At 72.2% G+C, this 19,444-nt stretch carries 22 protein-coding genes; 6 read left to right on the top strand and 16 right to left on the bottom strand.

Translation table 11 applies throughout. The features are described from left to right. Positions 1 to 28: 28 nt before the first annotated feature. The 3 genes from VF612_RS02920 to VF612_RS02910 all read left to right on the top strand — a co-directional run bounded on the left by VF612_RS02920 (position 29) and on the right by VF612_RS02910 (position 1,129). The gene (locus VF612_RS02920) at positions 29 to 232 is read left to right on the top strand and encodes a hypothetical protein (protein ID WP_408658344.1); all 204 of its coding nucleotides are present in this window, start codon (positions 29 to 31) and stop codon (positions 230 to 232) included. Between the two features lie 2 nt (positions 233 to 234). Further along, positions 235 to 639, top strand: coding sequence for a type II toxin-antitoxin system death-on-curing family toxin (locus tag VF612_RS02915; protein WP_408658343.1), 405 nt, complete (start codon positions 235 to 237; stop codon positions 637 to 639). A gap of 79 nt (positions 640 to 718) precedes the next feature. Further along, positions 719 to 1,129 carry a DUF3052 domain-containing protein gene (locus VF612_RS02910; protein ID WP_408658342.1) on the top strand — a complete coding sequence of 137 codons (411 nt, stop codon included), beginning with the start codon at positions 719 to 721 and terminating at the stop codon, positions 1,127 to 1,129. Between the two features lie 96 nt (positions 1,130 to 1,225). Here VF612_RS02910 and VF612_RS02905 read toward each other — a convergent pair whose 3' ends face one another. The 4 genes from VF612_RS02905 to mtnA are packed head-to-tail and all read right to left on the bottom strand — an operon-like array spanning position 1,226 to position 5,423. After that, positions 1,226 to 1,375, bottom strand: coding sequence for a hypothetical protein (locus VF612_RS02905; RefSeq protein WP_408658341.1), 150 nt, complete (start codon positions 1,373 to 1,375; stop codon positions 1,226 to 1,228). A gap of 9 nt (positions 1,376 to 1,384) precedes the next feature. After that, positions 1,385 to 2,038, bottom strand: coding sequence for a GNAT family N-acetyltransferase (locus VF612_RS02900; protein WP_408658340.1), 654 nt, complete (start codon positions 2,036 to 2,038; stop codon positions 1,385 to 1,387). Between the two features lie 2 nt (positions 2,039 to 2,040). Beyond that, a complete protein-coding gene (locus VF612_RS02895) occupies positions 2,041 to 4,308 on the bottom strand; it encodes a thiamine pyrophosphate-dependent enzyme (RefSeq protein ID WP_408658339.1) in 2,268 nt (755 codons plus the stop codon). A gap of 8 nt (positions 4,309 to 4,316) precedes the next feature. Continuing rightward, the gene (mtnA, locus tag VF612_RS02890) at positions 4,317 to 5,423 is read right to left on the bottom strand and encodes an S-methyl-5-thioribose-1-phosphate isomerase (RefSeq protein ID WP_408658338.1); all 1,107 of its coding nucleotides are present in this window, start codon (positions 5,421 to 5,423) and stop codon (positions 4,317 to 4,319) included. A gap of 20 nt (positions 5,424 to 5,443) precedes the next feature. Between mtnA and VF612_RS02885 the strand changes: the two genes are divergently transcribed. After that, complete coding sequence (locus VF612_RS02885) at positions 5,444 to 6,097, top strand: class II aldolase/adducin family protein (RefSeq protein WP_408658337.1); 654 nt, start codon at positions 5,444 to 5,446, stop codon at positions 6,095 to 6,097. A gap of 175 nt (positions 6,098 to 6,272) precedes the next feature. On the opposite strand, the gene VF612_RS02880 is transcribed toward VF612_RS02885, so the two are convergent. The 9 genes from VF612_RS02880 to VF612_RS02840 all read right to left on the bottom strand — a co-directional run bounded on the left by VF612_RS02880 (position 6,273) and on the right by VF612_RS02840 (position 16,264). Next, on the bottom strand, positions 6,273 to 6,986 hold the full coding sequence (locus tag VF612_RS02880; RefSeq protein ID WP_408658336.1) for a CPBP family intramembrane glutamic endopeptidase: 714 nt from the start codon (positions 6,984 to 6,986) through the stop codon (positions 6,273 to 6,275). Further along, complete coding sequence (locus tag VF612_RS02875; RefSeq protein ID WP_408658385.1) at positions 6,983 to 7,918, bottom strand: NAD(P)H-binding protein; 936 nt, start codon at positions 7,916 to 7,918, stop codon at positions 6,983 to 6,985. Before VF612_RS02875 ends, VF612_RS02880 begins: the two co-directional genes overlap by 4 nt. A gap of 132 nt (positions 7,919 to 8,050) precedes the next feature. Next, positions 8,051 to 9,082 (bottom strand): MerR family transcriptional regulator, encoded by a 1,032-nt coding sequence (locus VF612_RS02870; protein WP_408658335.1) that lies wholly within the window; start codon positions 9,080 to 9,082, stop codon positions 8,051 to 8,053. Positions 9,083 to 9,203: 121 nt separating this feature from the next. Continuing rightward, a complete protein-coding gene (gene cobM, locus VF612_RS02865; RefSeq protein ID WP_408658334.1) occupies positions 9,204 to 9,953 on the bottom strand; it encodes a precorrin-4 C(11)-methyltransferase in 750 nt (249 codons plus the stop codon). Between the two features lie 22 nt (positions 9,954 to 9,975). After that, a complete protein-coding gene (gene cbiE, locus VF612_RS02860) occupies positions 9,976 to 11,202 on the bottom strand; it encodes a precorrin-6y C5,15-methyltransferase (decarboxylating) subunit CbiE (RefSeq protein ID WP_408658384.1) in 1,227 nt (408 codons plus the stop codon). 73 nt (positions 11,203 to 11,275) lie between these two features. Further along, positions 11,276 to 14,029: an FtsX-like permease family protein gene (locus VF612_RS02855; protein ID WP_408658333.1), complete on the bottom strand. Its 2,754-nt coding sequence runs from the start codon at positions 14,027 to 14,029 to the stop codon at positions 11,276 to 11,278. Between the two features lie 79 nt (positions 14,030 to 14,108). Then, the gene (locus VF612_RS02850; protein WP_408658332.1) at positions 14,109 to 14,654 is read right to left on the bottom strand and encodes a TlpA family protein disulfide reductase; all 546 of its coding nucleotides are present in this window, start codon (positions 14,652 to 14,654) and stop codon (positions 14,109 to 14,111) included. Further along, entirely contained in the window at positions 14,651 to 15,217 is a 567-nt protein-coding gene (locus VF612_RS02845; protein WP_408658383.1) for a MauE/DoxX family redox-associated membrane protein, read from the bottom strand. The genes VF612_RS02850 and VF612_RS02845 overlap by 4 nt, the downstream gene beginning before the upstream one ends. 387 nt (positions 15,218 to 15,604) lie before the next feature. Continuing rightward, entirely contained in the window at positions 15,605 to 16,264 is a 660-nt protein-coding gene (locus VF612_RS02840; RefSeq protein WP_408658382.1) for an ABC transporter ATP-binding protein, read from the bottom strand. 181 nt (positions 16,265 to 16,445) lie between these two features. Between VF612_RS02840 and VF612_RS02835 the strand changes: the two genes are divergently transcribed. Together VF612_RS02835 and VF612_RS02830 are read left to right on the top strand one after the other, a co-directional pair. Next, positions 16,446 to 17,039, top strand: a complete 594-nt coding sequence (locus VF612_RS02835) for a PadR family transcriptional regulator (RefSeq protein WP_408658331.1) — start codon at positions 16,446 to 16,448, stop codon at positions 17,037 to 17,039. After that, positions 17,036 to 17,530, top strand: coding sequence for a hypothetical protein (locus tag VF612_RS02830; RefSeq protein WP_408658330.1), 495 nt, complete (start codon positions 17,036 to 17,038; stop codon positions 17,528 to 17,530). Before VF612_RS02835 ends, VF612_RS02830 begins: the two co-directional genes overlap by 4 nt. Before the next feature lie 41 nt (positions 17,531 to 17,571). On the opposite strand, the gene VF612_RS02825 is transcribed toward VF612_RS02830, so the two are convergent. From VF612_RS02825 to VF612_RS02815, 3 genes are all read right to left on the bottom strand, one after another. After that, positions 17,572 to 17,883: a hypothetical protein gene (locus tag VF612_RS02825; RefSeq protein WP_408658329.1), complete on the bottom strand. Its 312-nt coding sequence runs from the start codon at positions 17,881 to 17,883 to the stop codon at positions 17,572 to 17,574. A gap of 113 nt (positions 17,884 to 17,996) precedes the next feature. Continuing rightward, positions 17,997 to 18,824, bottom strand: coding sequence for an ATP-binding protein (locus VF612_RS02820; protein ID WP_408658328.1), 828 nt, complete (start codon positions 18,822 to 18,824; stop codon positions 17,997 to 17,999). Between the two features lie 136 nt (positions 18,825 to 18,960). Then, a complete protein-coding gene (locus tag VF612_RS02815) occupies positions 18,961 to 19,167 on the bottom strand; it encodes a hypothetical protein (RefSeq protein WP_408658327.1) in 207 nt (68 codons plus the stop codon). Positions 19,168 to 19,444 lie beyond the last annotated feature (277 nt).

Genomic DNA, 19,444 nt, shown 5'->3' with positions numbered 1-19,444 from the left:
CAGAGGGATTACGCGATATCATTTTGATATGGCATTCGTGGTGCGCTTGAGCGCCGAAGAAACCGAGGGCTTGCGGGAGCAGGCCGCCCGGGAGCACAGGTCGATGCACGAGGTGGCGGTGCTCGCCATCCGTGCCCGGATCGCAGCCGACCGTCGAGCGGCCGTGCTTGACGGCCTGTTCGATGCCGCGGCCAGCGAGGACGCCGAGCTTCTCCACCGCCTCGCCCAGTAACGGTGGTTCGATACCTCCAGCTGGACGACGTGCTGCGTCAGGTCCAAAGGCTGGGGTTCGTCCTGCGGGACGCCGGCTTGCTGGCTGCCGCGCTCGCCCGGCCGCAGGCGAGCGTGTTCGGCGAGGACGCCTATCGCTCGCTCTGGGAGAAGGCAGCCGCGCTGTGCCAGTCCATCGACAACAACCAGAGCCTGATAGACGGCAACAAGCGGCTGGCATGGCTGACGACGAAGGTGTTCCTGGCCATCAACGGCCAGCGGCTCATGGCGACCGCAGCCGCGGGCGAGGAGTTCATGGTCGGTTTGGTTGCCGGCCATGCGTCCCTTGAGTCGATTACGCGATGGCTTGAAGAGCACAGCTGCGAATCAGCCGTGCCGGAACTTCCGGCTGACGACATCGACAGATAAGCCGGGCCGAGCTCGAACCTGGCAGTGCCGGGATCAGCGATCATGGGCCGTCAGGTTGGCTGTGTTCGAAGCGGAGGGTATGCCGGTGGCAGCGGGGTACTCCGCGACTCCTCAAGCGAAGAAGCTCGGGCTGAAACCGGGCTACCGGGTCCGGATCGACCAACCGCCCGACGGGTGGACGCTGGACCAGCCTGCCGACCTGCTCCTGGTCGACGAGGCAGAACCGGCTGACGTCATCGTGAGCTTCTTCCGCACTGCCGCGGAGCTTGCGGCCGGGCTGCCGGCGCTTGCCGCCGCCATCTACCCCCAGGGCGCGCTGTGGGTCGCCTGGCCGCGTCGCGCAGCCGGGCACCGCAGCGACATCACCGAGAACCTGCTGCGGGACGAAGCGCTGCCGCTGGGCATCGTCGACGTCAAGGTGGCAGCTCTGGACGAGGACTGGTCGGCGCTGCGGTTCGTCTGGCGGGTCGAGAACCGGCCAGCCCGCTAGCCATCCGGCCAGGCTGTGACAGGCTCGCTCGGGTCAGCGGCTGCCAGGGCCGGCAGGTCCCACGGGAAACCGCTCAAGACGGCAGGCCCGCTCGGATCAGCCTTCGGCCGGGTCCTCGGTGTGCTCGCGCGGCACGTCCGGGCCCTCGTCCGTGACGTCCCCGCCCTCGGTGTCGGTTTGGGTGTGCTGGCGCAGGTCGTCGGCGGCGGCGGGATCCTGCTGGTCGCCCGGTGTCGTTTCGCTCATCCTCCCTTTCTACTCCGTCCCCGCCGGCAGCCCGAAGTACGGCAGGCACGGCTCGACGCCTTCGATCGCCACCCCGGCTCCCCCGCTGGCGGCGAGCCAGTCCGAGCGGCTCAGCCGCATGTACAGCATGGTGTCCACCCCGCCGTCGCGGCGGTGCCGGGACTGGCCGTTCGGCAGGTAGCCGAGCGCTCGGGACACCGCAAGCGAGGCGTGGTTGTCATGCCAGGCCCAACTGATCGCGGCCTCGGCCGCCAGCGGGCCGAACGCCAGCGCCAGGACCGCGCGGCGCATCTGCCGGCCGATCCCGCGGCCCCGCGCCGAACCGATCAGGTGCGAGGAGCTGTAGACGGTGCGCAGCGCCGCGAAGTCCTCCGCCTCCAGCTCCTGCACTCCCACCAGCTCGCCGGCGGCCCGTACGCAGAACGCCAGCCGCCACCGGTCCGGACGCCAGCTGCCATAGCTCCTCCAGTAGTGCTGGAAACCGATCACCCGCCGGTTGGCGGCCTCCGACAGGCCCGGATAGCGGGTGGCGGCCGGATCCAGCTCGACGTCGTCAGGCAGCAGCTCGGCCAGCGGCAGCAGGTCGGCCTCGGTCATCGGCCGCAGCTCCAGCTCGCCCACCCGCAGCCGCAGGTCGAACAGGGGCCAGTAAGGGTGCGTCACGGTTAGTCCCCGGCCAGCGCCGAGATCATCGACCGGGCGGCCTGCAGGATGGTCGCCTCGTCCAGCAGCACCGCCCGCGCCGCGTCGCCGAGCGGAACGAAGCTGTCCGCGCTGGTGACCCGCGTGATCGGGCCGCGGAAGCCACCGTCGATCAGCGCGGCCACGATGCCCTCCGAGACCCCGCCCGAGCGCCGGGTCTCATCCACCACCAGCACCTGGCCGCTGCTGGCCGCCTCCCGCAGCATGTCCTTGACCGGCAAGGGAGAAAGCCACCGCAGATCCAGCACGGCAGTCGAGGTGCCTTCCTCGGCAAGGGTCTTCGCGACCCGCAGGCTCATCGGCACCCCGTTGCCGAAGGTCAGGATGCTCAGGTCAGCCGCGTTCGAATGCGACGGGCGCCCGCTCTCGCCGCTGACCATCCAGCGCCGGGCTTGCCCGATCGGGACGTGCGCTGCCTCCCACTGCTCCGGCCCGGCATACTCGGCCAGCCAGCCGCCGTCGCCGGCTGAATGCAGATCCCGTTGGTGGTAAAGCGCAATCGGCTCCAGGAAGACGCTGACCGTGCCGTCCACCACTGCGGCGGCCAGCAGGGTGCGCAGCATCGCCGGCGCATCGCTCGGATGCGACGGCACGGCCACCACCACGCCCGGGATGTCGCGCAGCACCGCGACCGAGTTGTCGTTGTGGAAGTGCCCGCCGAAACCCTTCTGGTATCCCAGGCCCGCGATCCGCACCACCATCGGGTTGCGGTACTGGCCCTGGGAGAAGAATTGCAGGGTGGCGGCCTCGCCGCGCAGCTGATCCTCGGCATTGTGCAGGTAGGCCAGGTACTGGATCTCCGGAATGGGCAGGAAGTTGGCCAGCGCGGCGCCCAGGCCCACCCCGAGGATCGCCTGCTCGTCGAGGAGGGTGTCGAACACCCGAGCCCCGCCGAAGCTCTTGCGCAGCCCCCTGGTCAGCCCGTACACCCCGCCCTTGACCGAGATGTCCTCGCCGAACACCATCGCCTGCGGCCACCGGGCCAGCTGGTCGTGCAGCGCGCGGTTGATCGACTGCGCCAGGGTCAGCGGCCCCTCGTGCTCCGGCAGCCGGCCACCGAACAGCGCCGCCCGGTCGGCCTCGGCGGGCCGGGCCACGACCGCGGCCACCTGCTCGGTGCTGCACGGGGCCAGCGGCGCCATCACCTGCGCGGCCGAGCCCAGCTGCGGCTCGGCCATCACCTGGACCGCTATCTCGCGAACCTGGTCCCCGATCGCCTCGTACCGCGCGGCCAACTCCGGGCCGTCGGCGAACCCGGCCGCCGCGAGCAGCTCCGCGGTGGCCAGCAGCGGGTCCCGCTGGTAGTCCGCGACGATCTCGGCGGGGGTCCGGTAGGCCACCTCAGCGTCCGAGCCCGCATGGCCCAGGAAGCGGACGGTCTTCAGATGCAGGAAGGCCGGCTTGCGAGCTGTCCGGACGAACTCGACCGCCTGGCTGGCCGCGTCATAGACATCGGCGAGGTCACAGCCGTTCACCGCGAGATAGCGCAGGCTCGGCTGCCCCGAGAACCGCTGGGTGATCCAGCCGGACGGGGTGCGGGTGCTGATGCCGAGGCCGTTGTCCTCGCACACCATCAGCAGCGGCATCGGCAGCCCCTGGTAGACGGTGTTCGACGAGGTGTTGAGCGCTCCCACCAGGGTGGAATGGTTCGCCGAGGCATCGCCGAAACTGGTGATCACGATGGAATCCGGCGCCCACGGCGTCTGTATCCCGGTGCGCCGGGCCCGTCCCAGGGCGAAGGCCAGGCCGACCGCCCGGGGCAGGTGCGAGGCGATCGTGGACGTCTGCGGAATGATGTTGAGCTCGGCATTGCCGAACACCTTGTGCCGGCCACCGGCGATCGGCTCGCTGGTTGCCGCCGCGACGCCGCCGAGGATGTCGCGGACCGGGTCGTGGCCGGCCAGCTGCCGGGACCGGGCGCAGTAGAAGCCACCCGAGCGGTAGTGCAGCAGCGCCGGATCACCCGGCCGCAGCGCCGCCGCGACCGCCGCGTTGCCCTCGTGGCCGGAGGAGGCGATGGTGTAGAAGCCGCGGCCCTGGGTCTGCATCCAGATCGCGGCCAGGTCGGCCTGGCGGGACTGGCACTGCGCTTGGAACAGCTCGCCGGCCTGCCGGATCGTCAGCGCGCTGCCGGGCCGGACCGGGCTGTCGAGATCGCGGCTCGGCCCGCGCTCCAGCGCGGACACCGCGGTGACGAAATGCTCCTCCAGAGGATGGCGTTCGGCAGGCACCTGCACATCTAACCCTGCGGGCTCTCCGCCGCGGGGACGAACCCGGCGTCCGGGGCGCTGTGGACGTCATTCCCGGTGCTGCCGGCGTCGGGGTCGCTGCCGGCGTCGCTGCCGCCGTCTGGGTCGCTGGCGTCGGCGCGGCCGTCGATGGTGCGCCGCTCGGTCACGATGGCGGTCACGAGTCCCGCCGGGGTGACGTCGAAGGCGGGGTTCCAGCCGGTGCTGCCCGGGGACGCGACCCGCTGGCCGGCCAGCGCCAGCACCTCGTCGGCATCGCGCAGCTCGATGGAGATCCCGGCGCCGGTCTCGGTGGCGAAGTCGATGGTCGATTCGGGGGCAGCCACCACGAACGGGATGCCGGCATAGCTGGCGGCCAGGGCATGGGAGACGGTGCCGACCTTGTTCGCGACGTCGCCGTTGGCAGCGATCCGGTCCGCTCCCACCACGACCGCCTCCACCTCGCCGCCCAGCACCAGCCCGGCCGCTGCCGAATCGACGATGATCCGGTGCGGGATGCCCCGCCGGCCCAGCTCCCAGGCGGTGAGCCGGCTGCCCTGCAGCAACGGCCGGGTCTCGCAGACGTAGACCATCTCCAGCGGCTCGGCGGCGTGCAACCGCTCGATGACGCCGAGCGCGGTCCCGAACTCCACACCGGCCAGCGCGCCGGCATTGCAGTGGGTCAGCACCCGGCGGGCGCCGGCCAGCAGCTGCGCGCCACGGTCGCTGAGCGCCTGGTTGATCTCGATGTCGGCGTCCCGGATCGCCAGCGCGGCGGCTACCAGCTCCTCGACGCCGGCGCCCTGCTCGCGGGCAGACGTCAGCTGCCGCACTCCCCAGGACAGGTTCACCGCGGTCGGCCGGGCGCCGATGAGCTTGTCGGCGGCCACCGCCAGGTCGGCGTCCAGGTCGCCCTGCCGCTCGGCCGACCGGCAGGCGGCCAGCGCCATCCCCAGCGCGCCGGCCACACCCAGCGCCATCGCGCCCCGGACCGCCAGCGACCGGATGTGGACCACCAGCTCGTCGACCTCGGTGATGTCGATGCTCACCAGCTCGGCCGGCAACCTGGTCTGATCGATGATCCGAACCGTGCCGTCGACCCAGTCAATGGTGCGCATGGCCGGTAGCGTAGCCAGCTGTGCTACTCCCCGACCAGCGCGCCGCGGTGGCGCAGGCCTGCCGAGAGCTGCTGGCCACCGGGCTGGTGCGCGGCACCTCGGGCAACGTCTCGGTCCGCGACCCGGCCTCCGGCACGATCGCGATCACCCCTACCGGGCTTGGCTATATCGGCATGCGGGACAGCGACGTGGCGGTGCTCTCGGCCGACGGCGAACAGCTCGACGGCGATCTCCGGCCGACCTCCGAGGTGGCGCTGCACCTCGGTATCTACCGGGCCCGACCGGACGCCGGCGCCGTCGTGCATACCCACTCCATGTTCGCCACCACGTTCGCGGTGCTCGGTGAGCAGATCCCGGCGGTGCACTACCTGATCGTCCGGGCCGGCGAGAGCGTGCCGGTGGCGCCGTACGCCCGCTACGGCACTGCCGAGCTGGCCGAGTCCTGCGTGCGGACGCTCGGCAGCGGCTTCGCGGTGCTGCTGGCCAACCACGGCGTGGTGGCGGTCGGCGCCGACCTGGCCGCGGCGATGATGGTGGCCGAGGCCGTGGAGTACACCGCGGAGCTGGCCTGGCGTGCCCGGCAGCTGGGAACTCCGCAGGTGCTCGACGCCGGCCAGCTCGCGGCGGCCCGGGCGGCCTTCGCCAGCTACGGCCAGCCGGCGGCGCACGCCTGAGCAGCGCCTGACCTGAGCAGCGCCTGACCTGAGCAGCGCCTGACCTGAGCAGCGCCTGACCTGAGCAGCGCGTGACCTGAGCAGCGCGTGACCTGAGCAGCGCGTGACCTGAGCAGCGCGTGACCTGAGCAGCGCAGAACCGGCAGTCCGGTGCACTGAGCCGGCGCGCGAAGGCTCAGCCGGCGAACAGCGGCGGCAACGCCAGCAGCATGACCACCGACCAGGTGACGTGGGTGAGCATCGGCGCCAGGATGCCGCCGGAGGCCCGCCGTTGCAGGCCGAGCACCAGGCCCAGGGTGGCAGCGGCGAACACCAGCATCGGGTTGCCGGTGGCCAGGGTCACCAGCGCGTAGATCCCGGTCGAGACGAGCACCGGACGCCGGTCGCCCAGGGCGGCGAACAGCGCGCCCCGGAAGAAGATCTCCTCGGCGATCCCGTTGAGCACCGTCACCAGGGCCACCAGCGGCAGCGAGCCGCGCCGGGCATGGGCCAGCACGTTCTCGGTGAACGTCCGCAACGGGTCGATCTCGCGTACCACCAGGGCGCCCAGCACGAACACCGCGGCGGCCGCCAGCCCGATCACCACCGGCGTCAGGATCGGCCGGCGAAGCTCGCCCCGGAACGCGATCCGGCCCAGGTGCAGCGGTCCGGACGCCAGCCCGCCGATCAGCCAGATCCCAGCCAGCGCCCCGGTCAGCGGGTAGAACGCGGGGTCCGCGGGCTCCACCGACAGCGACAGCCCGAGCATCAGCGCCCCGGCCACCAGCACCAACGCGACGACCAGCCGGCGGCGCCGGAACGCACCGTCGGGCTCGTGGTGATCGCGCGGCACCTTGTCGACCAGGGCGGGCCGCAGGACACGGGGCAGCCGGGACGGAGCGGACCTCATCCGGACCGGGGCAGCGGGCCGCCGGCGCCCACCGGGTCCTGGCCGGCCGCGGCTGCGCGCGCGGCCAGCGCCTGCCGGACCGCGTCGTCGTAACCGATCGTCGGGCCCGGCACCAGCCGCTGGATCGGGTTCTCGCGCACGATCACCTCGGTGGTCATCGAATCGACCAGCGTGCGTGCCGTCGCAAGGTTGACGTCGGTCACCAGCGCCAGCCAGGCCGAGGACAGCCGCGGGGTGAGCAGCGGCACCGGCAGCACCGGCAGCCTCCGGCCATGCTTGATCCACGCGACCCGCTGCAGCATGTCGAGGTAGCGGAGCACCTCGGGCCCGCCGATCTCATAGACCTGCCCGGCAGACTCCGGCGCGCCCAGCACCGCCACCAGGTACCGGATCACGTCGTCCAGCGCGATCGGCTGGGTGCGGGTGCTCACCCAGCGCGGGGCGACCATCGCCGGCAGGTGGTCGACCAGCTGCCGGGTGATCTCCCAGGAGATGCCCCCATGCCCGATCACCACCGCCGCCCGCAGCACGGTGACCGGGACGCCCGCCTCACCGAGCAGGGACTCCACCGCCCGGCGCGAGCGCAGGTGCGCAGACAGTTGCTGGTTCTCGGCTCCCAGGCCACCGAGGTAGATGATGCGCCGCACGCCGGCTTCGGAAGCCGCGATGCCGAATGCTCGCGCGGCCTGGGCGTCCTTCTCCTCGAACTCCGCCGAGTCCAGAGAATGCACAAGATAGTAAGCGGCGTCTACACCGTCCATCGGGGCTCGCAGGCTGGCCAGCTCGCTGACATCGCCGGCCATCGGCTCACCGGCGCCGGTATAGCTGTCGGGATGCCGGGTCATCGCCCGGACCCGATGGCCGGCCTGCTCCAGCGCAGGGCACAGGTGCGAGCCGATGAAGCCTGATGCGCCCGTCACCAGAACGTCCAAGTGGGTCATGGCTCCGCGCTCCGCCCCGCTGGGGCCTGTCGAGCGCCGGCCAAGCCGGGCGGCGCCGAAGCACCCCGATCGCCGTTACTTCCTGTCTAGTCGCCGGTTCTCGGAACGGCAACCTTGCACAAGTTACCGAGAATCGGGAGCAAGCAGCTGAATCGCGGTGTCCAGGTCGGGGGCATAGCGGGCCGCGGCCGGCAGCGCCGACTGCTGCCAGGCCAGCCCGCCGACCACCAGCCGCCGGGCCGGCCGGCTGCGGGTCAGCCCGGCCAGCTCTGCCAGCTCATCCGGCTCGGCAGGGTCGGTGGCGACTGTGGGCTCGACCGGCGACTCGTGGCCCTCCAGGCAGTGCCGCCACAGGAAGATCGCGCCGGCGTCGGTCCGCCGGACAGCCGTGGTGAGCGCCGCGGTGGGCACCCGGCCGCCCAGCAGCCGCAACGGCGTCCGTCGTTCGGCGAGCCCCGCCGCCAGCGCGTGCAGCGGCAGCGTGTGCTGCTCCTCCGGCGCGCAGGCCAGCAGCACCGGACGGCCGGGCACCGGACGGGGCAGGAAGGCGCGGTAGGACCGCAGCGCATCCATGATCGCTTCGCTGAGGACGTGCTCGACATCGACGCCGGCCCGTATCCAGCGCACCCCGATCGAGACCAGCACCGGCCGGAGCACCTCGTTCCAGGTCCGCGCCACGCCCCGGCTGACCAGCAGGTCACCGACCTGGCCGGACGCGGCGTCGGCGTCCAGCCTGCTCGCGGCCCGCGCCAGCCCCCGGACCTCGGGTGACGCGCCGGGCACCGCCAGGACCCGGCCACCGGGGCCACCGCCGCGATTGGGCCGGCGTGGACCGGGCCCACCGGGCGTGCGGGTGGTAGCCGTGCTGGCGACCCGAGCAGTCGACGGGTTACACGAGCCTTGCTCTCCCAGCACCATCCGGGCCGCGACGGCGGGGGCCTGGCCACGGTTCACCAGCTCCTGCATCCGCAGCAACCGGTTGAGGTCGGCCTCGGTATAGCGGCGGTGACCGCCGTCGCTGCGGCCGCCCGGGCCCAGACCGTAGCGGCGCTCCCAGCTCCGAACGGTGGCCGGCGCGACGCCGAGCCGGCCCGCCGCGGCGCCCACCGACAGCAGCGCCTTGCCGTCCTGGGTTGAATACGCTGCGTCCGGCACTGGAGAATCATCCCTGACGCACACGAGTTGAACAACTTTCAACTCGCTCCGGCGGCAGAACCCCCGACGCAGTCAAACCCGCCGCCTGCTGCAGGGCGCCCCAGCCCGCTCCGCAAGGGGGCTAGTGCCCGTCCCGGTTCCGGGCTGCGGAGTACAGGTAGCTGTCGGGAAATCCCGCCGCGGCCAGCACCCGGCCCACCACGATGACGGCGGTGCGGCGGATCCCGGCGGTGCGGACCTGCTCGCCGATGTCGGCCAGGGTGCCCCGCAGGATCTGCTGCTCGGGCCGGCTGGCGGAGGCGACCACGGCGACCGGGCAGTCCGCGCCATAGCTGGGGACGAGCTCGGCGACGACCGCGTCGATGCGCTGCACCGCCAGGTGCAGCACCAGGGTCGCCGCGGACGCACCCAGAGTGCTCAGCTCCTCCCCCGGCGGCATCGCGGTGGCGCGTTCGGCCGTCCGGGTGAGGATCACGCTCTGGCCCACCCCGGGGACGGTGAGCTCGCGGCCCAGCGCCGCCGCCGCCGCCGCGAACGCCGGCACCCCGGGGGTGATGTCGTACTCGACGCCGGCCTGTTCCAGCCGGCGGACCTGCTCGGCCACCGCGCTGAACAGGGATGGATCGCCGCTGCACAGCCGGGCCACCTGGTGCCCGGCCCGGTCCGCGGCCACCAGCTCGGCGACGATCTCGTCCAGGCTCAGCCCGGCGGTGTCGACCAGCCGGGCGCCGGGCGGGCAGTGGGCCAGCACCTCCGCGGGCACCAGGCTGCCGGCGTACAGGCAGACCTGGGACGAGGCCAGGATGCGCTGGGCCCGCACGGTGATCAGGTCGGCCGCCCCGGGGCCGGCGCCGAGGAAATGGACGGTCATCGGGCTGCCGCCGTCCTGAGATTCATTTGGTGTAGCTCCACTGGGTCACCGGCATGGCCGGCCGCCAGCCGGTGAACCCGCCGACCGGCTCCGCGCGTTGCACCGCGATCCGGATCAGCCGGCCGCCCAGCCGGCGGTGCCAGTCGGCCAGCACCGTCTCGGTCTCCACGGTCACGCCGTTGGCGACCAGCCGCCCACCCGGCGCCAGCGCGGCTTCGCAGGCCGCCAGCACCCCGGGCCGGCTCACCCCGCCGCCGACGAAGACCGCATCGGGGGCGGGCAGCCCGTCCAGCGCCTGCGGCGCGTGCCCGTCCACCAGCCGCAGTCCCGGCACGCCGAGCGCCTGCGCGTTGGCCGCGATCCGTTCCAGCCGGTCCGGGCGCGCCTCGATCGCCACCGCCCGGCAGGACGGGTGGCTGCGCATCCACTCGATCCCGACGCTGCCGCTGCCGGCCCCGACGTCCCAGAGCAGCTGACCGGGCACCGGTGCCAGCGCCGCCAGGGTGATCGCGCGGACCTCGGACTTGGTGAGCTGGCCGTCGTTGTCGAAGGCGGCGTCGGGCAGCCCCGGCGAGGCCGGCAGCAGCGCCGCGCCCGGCTCGGGACGGACCTCGATCGCCAGCACCGCCAGCGGCTCGTCCGGTTGGCCGGGCCAGCCGGCGGCGCTGCCGCGCACCAGCCGCTCGCCGGCGCCGCCCAGCTCACACAGCAGCACCAGCTCGCTCGGCCCCAGCCCGCGCTCGCAGAGCAGCCGGGCAATGGCCGCCGCATCGGCTGCCGAGCCGAGCAGCACCAGCAGCCGGCGGCCCGGTTGCAGCAGCGGGTGCAGGGCGGCCATCGGACGGCCCAGCACGCTGAGCACCTCGATCTCCTCCAGCGGCCAGCCGAGCCGGGCGGCGGCCAGCGACGGCGAGGACACCCCGGCGATGATCCGGACCGAGCCCGGGCCGAGCAGCCGCGCCAGGGTGCCGCCGATCCCGTAGAACATCGGATCGCCACTGGCCAGCACCACCAGCCGGCGGCGGTGGCGTTCGGCCAGCAGCCCCGGCAGCGCGGGCACCATCGGGGACGGCCAGGCCTGCCGCTCGGCTGGCAGGCCGGCCGGCAGCAGCAGCAGCTGCCGCTCGCTGCCCAGCACCAGCTCAGCCTCGGCCAGGGCGGTCCGGGCCGACGGGCCGAGCCCGTCCCAGCCATCGGCGCCGATCCCGATCACCACCACCGCAGGGCCGGCTGCGCCGTCGCCGGCCAGCTGCGCAGCAGGCAGCTCGGCGCCGGCAGGCTGGGCGGTCGGGTCGGGCACAGCCTGCAGTCTGCCCCAGGTTTCAGTCCCGGCTCAGCGAGGGTGCCCGAACCAGCAGCGGCAGGGACAGCGCCGCCAGCAGGCTGGCCACCGCGCTGATTAGGGTGCCGGTCAGCGCGGTGAGCCCGGCCAGCAGCCAGAGGCTGCCCGGCGCCGAGCCCGCCAGCGCGGCGGTGGTCGCCAGTCCCAGCCCGGCGCCCGCCGCCGACCCTGCCAGGCCGATCAGCACGCCCTCGCTGACGATGAGCTGGCCCAGCCGTCCAGCGGTCCAGCCGACCGCCCGCAGCAGCGCCAGATCGTCCCGGCGATCGCGCATGTTGAGGTAGCTGACATCGGCCACCGCGATCGCCGCCAGCAGCAGGGTGATGAGCACCGCCAGGTAGTCGACCCGGCGGGCCTGCAACGAGATCGCGTCTCCGAGCAGGCTGCCCACCACGCTGCCCCGGAAGGCCACCGTGATGGCCAGCAGCAAGGTCAGCCCGGCCGAGCCGACCCCGACCGCGGCCATTCCCAGAGCGGTCCGGACGGGCTCGGCGCGCAGGTTCCGGTACGCCAGTCGCGACGGCCCGCGTACCTTCTTGAGCCCACCTCCCTTGGCCGGGGAGCTCCAGGCGGCCGCTGCTGACAGCTCCGGCAGCGGCGAGGCGCGCGAGGCTCGCCAGGCCGGCCAGGCCGCGGCCAGCAACGTCACCGCCAGCGCCGCGGGCACGGCGGCCAAGGCCCGGCCGATGCTCGCCGGCACGCCCAGCGCCTCGGCGGTGAGCAGCGAGACCAGCGCCCCGGTGATCCCGGCGGCGGCGCCGATCACCGCCATCTCGCCCAGCAGCAACGACATCAGCTGGCCGCGGGTCCAACCCAGGCAGCTCAGCGTCGACAGCTCCAGCCGGGGCGAGCGAGCCGCGGCGCCCGCGGCATTGGCGGTGAAGACCCCGCACACCACCAGCACCAGGGCGAACAGCAGCAGGCTCTTGCGATCCACCGCGAGCAGGACGGCCACGACCACGCCCTTGCGCTGCCACTGCTCGGAAAGCCGCAACTCCGGCCGGCCCGCCGAGCCCGCCGGCAGCACGATGCGCCGGGTGGTCGGCGAGCTGCCGACGGTGACATCGACGTCCAGGCCGGTCGTCTCCGCCACCGCCTCGGCGACGAGCCGGACCCGCTCCCGGCTGACCGCGTCGACGCCGTGCGCCCCCGTCACCCGAACCCGGACGGCGCTGATCGGCGCTGCGTCGCTGACGTTGTCGAAGACCGAGGAATCGGTGAACACCGACGCCGCGTCCAGGGAGGTCAGCATGGTCGGGGACGACAGCAGGTAGCCGGCGATGTTGCTGTCGGGCAGCAGCGTCCGGCCGCCCAGCAGGGCGCTGCTGGCCGGATCGGCCGGCTGCAACGGCTCGGTGCGGTAACCACCCAGCCAGGCCTGCCCCGATCCCTGCTCCAGCCGGGACTCGTCGAAGACGCCGATGGCTGCCAGCCGCGGCCCGGCGCCGTCGGGGGCGACGCTCTTGGCCAGCAACGCGTGCTTGCTCAGCGGGCGGAACGCGGTGTCGGCGGCGTCGGGTGCCACTTCGACATAGCCACGCAGGTCCAGCGGGGCCGTCCAGATGCTCGCCGGGTTGTCGACCGGCCGCGGCCGCAGCGACCCGTCCGGCTCAAGGCGGTAGCTGACCCGCCCGCTGGTCCAGTAGCTGTCCACCACGGGGCCCGCCGGAAGCTGCAGGCTGGCGGTCAGCAGGCGCTGGTAGGCGGCGTCGGCGGTGATCGAGGCGGTGGCCACCACCGGCCCCCGCTCGGTGTCCAGCAGGGCGTCCAGCCGGTCGGTGCTGAGTCCGGAGCCGAACTCGGCGGCCGCCGCGGCCGACAGCCGCTGGATGCTGATCTCGTCCTGATCGTCGAATCGGGCGTGCTCGGCCATCAGGACGGGCACGCTGTGCCTGCCATGGCCGGGGGCGATCCCGCGTTGCAGCAGGTAGCTGCCGCGGGTCACCGCCCGGTCCAGGCCGGCCAGCTCGGCCTCCTGGGCGGGATCGATGGCTGCGAGCAGGAACGGGAACGTCCACTGCACCAGGATCCCGACGTGGCCGCGGGGCAGCAGGGTGAAGCCGGTTCCGTTCGGGCCGTTCACCCGAGACCAGCAGGTGCCGTTGCGCTGGCTGCGCACCTCGAACGGGCCGCCGGTGGCCTTCGGGCGGACCGGGCAGATGACCCGGGGCCGGCCACCTGGCGGGGTGACCCCGTAGCCCAATTCTCCGGGGTCGTTGAGCGTGCCCACTTCGCTGATCCGGGCTGTGGTGACGTAGCTGTAGTTGATGGCCGGCCGGGCGAACTCGCTCAGCCCGCGGGCGCTGCGCCGGCGGACCGAGGCGGTGAACAGCTGCTGGTCGGCCGGGCTGAGCCGGTTGGTGATGTCGATCGGGATGGTCACGCTCTGCAGGACGTAGCCCACCATCGCCACCGGCGCCGCCACCTGCACCCCGGACAGCTCCTGGATCTGGCGCCATTGCCGCAGCGTGATGCCGCCGAACTGGCCGGACAGGAAGTTGGCCCGCACCAGGCCCTGCTTGGTCTCCAGGTCGGTTCGCGACCCGGCCGGCCGCACCAGGATGTCGAAGTTCGGGGCGCTCTGATCGCTGACCCGTCCGCGTAGCTCCAGGTGCTGTTCGGCCACCTCGCCGGTGAGCACGATGAACGCGGTGGTGGCCGCGGCGATGCCGAGGACCAGCACGGCCGCTCGCAGCCGGTTGGCCCGCAGCCGCGCCAGCAGCAGGTGGATCACGGCCGCGAGCAGCCGTGCGGAGTCCTCATCGGGCCAGTGTGATCCTCTTGCCCCGGTGATGTCCCTTTCCCGCTCGATGTCATTGCGGCTGGGGTTGCGGCAGGTCGCGCACGGACTGCCCGGTGGCCAGCACGCTCCCGGTGTCGGAGATCAGCACGTAGGACGGAAACAGGTGGATCTGGTAGGCGGTGCTGATCGGGCCGCCGTCCGGTTCGGACACGACCGTGGCCACCGGAGCCAGCGCCTGCTCGAGGTCCGCGCCGCGCCGCGGGTCCCCGACGATCACGGTGATCACGCGGAACCCTCCGGGCAGCTGGTTGGCGTAGCCGATCATGCCCGGCAACGCGTTCCGGCAGCCCTGACAGCTGCTGGAGACGAAGGCCAGCAGGTAGCTGCGCCCGGCCAGCTCGCCGCTGCGCAGCAGTCCCCCGGTGCCGGTCCGGGCGGTGAACGGCGGCGCCGTGCTGCCGACCTCGGGACCACTGGCCGGCAGGGCGACGGGCCTCATCGACGGCTTGCCGGGCTGCGCGGAACCCTGCAGGGTGCGCAGCATCAGCAGTGAGATGCCGAGCGCCAGCGTCGCCACCAACGTCGTGTACCCCACCAGCACGGTGGTGATCGTCATCGCCGTCCGCCCGACATCGCCGAGGGCGGCGACGCTGCCCCGCCAGCTGGATGCCAGGCCCCGGACTGCTCGAGCAGCGCCCGTAGCGGGCCGGCCTGCGCGGTCAGCACGGCGCCGAGCAGGACGGTCAGGACCGCGGCCAGCAGGACCGCAGCCGACGCCGCGGAGCCGCCGGGCGACCGCAGGCCGGCCACCAGCAGCAGTGCGGCCACGGTCAGCGCGCCGTTGCGCAGCACCGTTGCCCAGCTCAGCTCGGACCGCTTGGCTCCGAAGCAGGTGCAGGTGTAGCCGCGGTGCTGGGCGACCAGCAGGGCGGCTCCGGCGGTGAGGCACCCGAACTCCCCTGCCGCCAGCGGCGCCGCGAATCCCACCGTCGAGGGCAGCGCCAGCGCGAGGGCGGTGCCGCCTTCAAGGGCGACCCAGGCGCCGGCGACCAGCCGGGCGTACGGCAGCCGCAGACCGACCCGCAGGGTGCGGGCGAACTCGGCCAGCTCCGAGCGTCGCAACACCTTGCCGATCGCTGCGGCGGCCAGCACCAGCACCAGCAGGCACCGAACGGACATCACGGCATAACCGAACACGGTACTTCCCCCCGTTGAACAACAAGCCCGAGCTCAGCAGCCGCCTGTCACCAGCACCCAATCGCCGCAGTAATCCGTGCAGTCCGGGCGGTAGCAGCAGAGCCGTCGGAAATACCGGTGGCTGGAGTCGCAGAGATAGTCATAGAAGCAGTCAGGCGCGCAGCCGTCGATGACCGGACGGCTGGTGGGTTTCGCCCGCAACGCCGCGGAGTGTGCTCGTGCTAGCAGAGCGGTCATGAGCGAATTCCCTTACACTGAGCCAGATTTGGATCAGAGGTACGTTAGGCATTGGAACTACATTCGGTCAAGCTGGCTTGTCACAATGCATGCGCCCTCGCTGCCGCATTGATGCCGTAGCGTGACCGAAGCTCAGCCCGGCCGGCTGATCCGGCGGAGCGTGCTGTCCGGATCGGTCCCGGGCAGGTCATGGTCGTTGACCACCCGCCCGTCGCGCAGCTCGATCACCCGTTGGCATTGGCTGGCGACCGTCCAGTCGTGGGTGGCCAGCAGCATCGTCATGCCGTGCTGGGCCTGCAGGTCGGTCAACAGGTCCAGGATGTCCTCACCGGTCCGGGAGTCGAGGTTTCCGGTCGGCTCGTCGGCGAGCAGCAGCCGCGGCCGGTTGACCAGGGCCCGGGCGATCGCCACCCGCTGCTGCTGCCCGCCCGACAGGTCGCGCGCGGCCACCGTGGCCTGGTCGGCGAGCCCCACTGCCGCGAGCAGCTGCTGACCGCGCTCCCACTTGTCGAAGTCCACCCGCAGCGGCAACACCGGGGTTATCACGTTGTCGAGGGCGGAAAGGTTGCCCAGCAGGTGATAGCGCTGAAAGACAAACCCGACACTGCTGCGAAAGTGTGCCGAATGTCTGCCGGACAGCTCCGCAATGTCGGCGTCGTCGACCAGGATGCGCCCGGAATCAGGAATGTCGAGGCCGCCGATCAGCTGCAGGAGGCTCGATTTCCCGGCTCCGGACGGCCCGGTGACTGCAACGATTTGGCCGGGTGAGATCGTGAGGGAGATGTCGTCCAGCGGGGTGACGGTGGTCCGTCCCTGGCGCCGCGTCTTGGTCACCGCCGCCAGTTCGACCCGGGCGCCCGCGCGCGCTGGCGACGACGTACCCGTTGGTAACACCACCTCTCCATCATGCTCCTGCCACCCGGCGCGGCTGGCTTTGACCACTCTCCCTCGGGACCAAAGCCTTGGCCCTATAGTGGTCGCCGTGGCTATCCAACACGCGGTGTTGTCCTTTCTCGCCGACGGACCCAGCTACGGCTATGAAATAAAGACGAATTTTGAGAAAGCGGTCGGGCCGCAATGGGGCGGGCTCAATATCGGTCATGTCTACCAAATCCTCGAACGGCTCAGCCGGGACGGGCTGGTGACCTCGCGAACGGTCTCCCAAGAGGTCCGTCCGGACCGAACTGTCTACAAAATCACAGCTGCTGGACGCCGCGAACTGGATGGCTGGCTTGCCGAACCCACGACCCGAACCGCCGGCTATCGGGACGACTTCATCCTCAAGGTGATGGCCGCCGGCCGGCGCAGCGAGGAGCAGGTGCACGAGGTCTGCCGGACCCAACGCGACGCCCGCATGGCCGAGCTGCAGACACTGCGGGCGCTGCGGCGCCAGCACAAGGACGAGCCGCTGGCCGCGCTGACCATCGAGGCGGCCATCCTCGGCGTGCAGGCTGACCTGAAGCTGATCGAGGTCGCCGACGCCAACGCCGCGCGGCCGTTGCTGGCCGCCAATCCGGCCGAGCGCTCGGCAAAGCCGGCTGAGGGCCGCCGCGCCGCCGGTCAGTGACCGCCGCGACGATCACAGCCGCCGCGTCGGCGACGGCGGTCACCCTGATCAGCGGGGTCGTCGCGGCGGTCGTCTCGCTGATCGTCGCGATCGGCACCCAGGTGGCCCTGAGCGTGCGCGAGAGCCATGCTCGCCGGTACCTGCGCCGGCGGGCCGCGCTGATCGACGCCCAAGATGCCGCGCTCGCCCTGCGCGGCCGGGTCGGTGAGTACGGGGCGCTCAGCCGGGCCAATGCCGGCCGGCCCTCGGCAGAGGTCGAGGCCGCCGAGCGCCGCTACCTCGACGCCCGGGCCCTGCTCGAGGTCACCCTCACCCGGGTCGACGACCAGGCCGTGGTGGCGGCGGCACAGCGCTGGCGGTCGGCGGCCGAGGTCAGCTTCATCAGCACCGCGGAGATCTCGGCGGCCCAGGAGCAGCGGGAATGGCAGGCCGTGAACGCCGCCATCGGCAGCGCGTTGCGAAGCGAGGACGGCACCTCGCCACGGTCCTGAGTGGCACGGTCCTGAGCGGCAGCACCAAAGCGCTGCCGGCCTCAGCTGGCGGCAGCGGCGCGGGGCAGCTCTTCGGCCAGGTCGAACCGGTCGGTGACGTGCAGCTCGCGGGCCGCGGACGTGGCGTACTCGGCGAAGTCGGCCGGCGCCCCGACCAGCAGCACCGAGTTGGCCTTCTCCTCGGCCAGCAACCGCTCGATCAGCTGGTAGGCGAACGACGTGGTGCCCGAGAGCAACTTGGTGGCATCGACCACGACATCCTGCCCCACCACGGTCCCCAGCGTGCTCACCATGTCGTCGGCGTAGTCGCGACCCGCTACCAGTCGCGGCAACGGCAATGTTCGAACGCCCACGACCACCCCCTCAGCATGTCAGCATCCGCACCATCGGTGTTCTGACGGCCCTAGCCCTTCCGACGGCCCTAGCATGGAGCTGTTCCGTCGTCAACGATAGCGTCATCGTCTCACTAACGGGCCCAGTCGTACAGCGTTGGGCTGCTGTGTCGGGCGCCGGTGACCGGAACCCAGCCCTCGAACATGGTCCCGACGAAGCCGCTGGACAGCTCGGCATGACGCCGACCGCGGGCGTTGGCGGTGGTCACCTCCGACCCGCTGGCCAGCAGCACCTGCCCGCCCAGCCGGCTCACGACGGTCACCGCGGTAGGCAGGCCGGTGCCGTGGCCCGGGCCCTCTTTCCTGCTGGTCCCCGACAGGGCCATCGTGACCGCCATCCGGTCATCCTCGGCGCCCTGGCTGGCCAGCGTCCCCAGCAGGCCGACGCCGGCGTCGGCGACGGCGAACCGCAGCACGCCCTGCGAGGGCAGCGTCTGGGCCGCCATGAAACCCACGGTTCCGGAGTGCTCGCACACGTTGGCCCCGATCTCGGCCAGCGCGGTGTGCAACGCGTGCGCGATCTCGGCGTCGTGCCCGGCCACCCGGTCATAGACCAAGGCGCTCAGCTTCCGGACATCGCCGCCGGTGGCCAGCTCGGTGACCTCGAGCAGGCTGTCGCTGCGATCGAGCTCTCGCTCCTTGACCGGCAGGTCGTGGCTGCCGCCGAAATGCTCGACGATCGCGCCCAGGTGCATCCGGGAGGCATAACCGGCCTGGTTGGCGCGCAGCCCGCTCAGCCGAAGCCGGAAGCCGCGGGCCGCGGCCAGCTGAGCGATCGAGGCGACCCCGACCAGGTGCAGCGGATCGAGCCAGGACAGGCCGCTGAGGTCGAGGACGAAATTCCCGTCGGCGACCCGGACGGCCAATGACTGCAGGCGGGACGCTGGCTTCTGCCTGGTCACTGGCTACGTCCCCTTCTGTCCTGCGCTGAGCAGGGGCGACGATACGGCTACCGTCTGTCACTAATTATGCGCCGCTGGTGCACGCACCTGTGAGGCCGACAGACCGCAGCCGAACCGCGCTGGGGAGGGGTCACGCTCAGAGCTGGCGCCGGTCCCGCCGCCGCTGCCGCCGGTCCAGCCGGGACAGCCCTGACTCCGCCGTCCGCAGCGCCCGGGACGCGGTCGAGGTCGGGTCGCGCCGGTCGGCCGAGGCCGAGGCGCGCCGGAGCACCGCCCGCAGAACCGGCACGGCGACGGCCAGCATCAGCCAGGTACGAAGTCGGGACGAGAGCAGGACCCACACGGTGACCTCCAGGACGTCGATCTCGAAGTAGCTACCCCTCCAACCTAGTGAACCCGCTCGCCCCGGCTCCGCCGCACCCGAGACGCTAGGGTGAATCCGTATAGACACTTCGTCTAGAGGAGCGCCTAGGAGGGCACGATGACCCGCGGTGGCAGAGCGCCAGCCCCGTCCTGGCCCGCGCTGCCCGCCCTCACCCCGATGCTGGCCACCGCCGGCGAGCTGCCCGGGCCCGTCGAGGACCACAAGTGGGCGTACGAGACCAAGTGGGACGGCGCCC

Source organism: Jatrophihabitans sp. (assembly GCF_036388195.1).
GTDB lineage: Bacteria > Actinomycetota > Actinomycetes > Mycobacteriales > Jatrophihabitantaceae > Jatrophihabitans_A.
The sequence above is the reverse complement of the archived record's forward strand: the minus strand, read 5'-3'. Positions and strand labels throughout refer to the sequence as shown.

Bases quoted from the DNA above. Each gene is read 5' to 3' on its own strand.
- VF612_RS02920 (WP_408658344.1), top strand. From the start codon at position 29: ATGGCATTCGTGGTGCGCTTGAGCGCCGAAGAAACCGAGGGCTTGCGG.
- VF612_RS02910 (WP_408658342.1), top strand. From the start codon at position 719: ATGCCGGTGGCAGCGGGGTACTCCGCGACTCCTCAAGCGAAGAAGCTC.
- VF612_RS02905 (WP_408658341.1), bottom strand. From the start codon at position 1,375: ATGAGCGAAACGACACCGGGCGACCAGCAGGATCCCGCCGCCGCCGAC.
- mtnA (WP_408658338.1), bottom strand. From the start codon at position 5,423: ATGCGCACCATTGACTGGGTCGACGGCACGGTTCGGATCATCGATCAG.
- VF612_RS02880 (WP_408658336.1), bottom strand. From the start codon at position 6,986: ATGAGGTCCGCTCCGTCCCGGCTGCCCCGTGTCCTGCGGCCCGCCCTG.
- cobM (WP_408658334.1), bottom strand. From the start codon at position 9,953: ATGACCGTCCATTTCCTCGGCGCCGGCCCCGGGGCGGCCGACCTGATC.
- VF612_RS02850 (WP_408658332.1), bottom strand. From the start codon at position 14,654: ATGACGATCACCACCGTGCTGGTGGGGTACACGACGTTGGTGGCGACG.
- VF612_RS02845 (WP_408658383.1), bottom strand. From the start codon at position 15,217: ATGTCCGTTCGGTGCCTGCTGGTGCTGGTGCTGGCCGCCGCAGCGATC.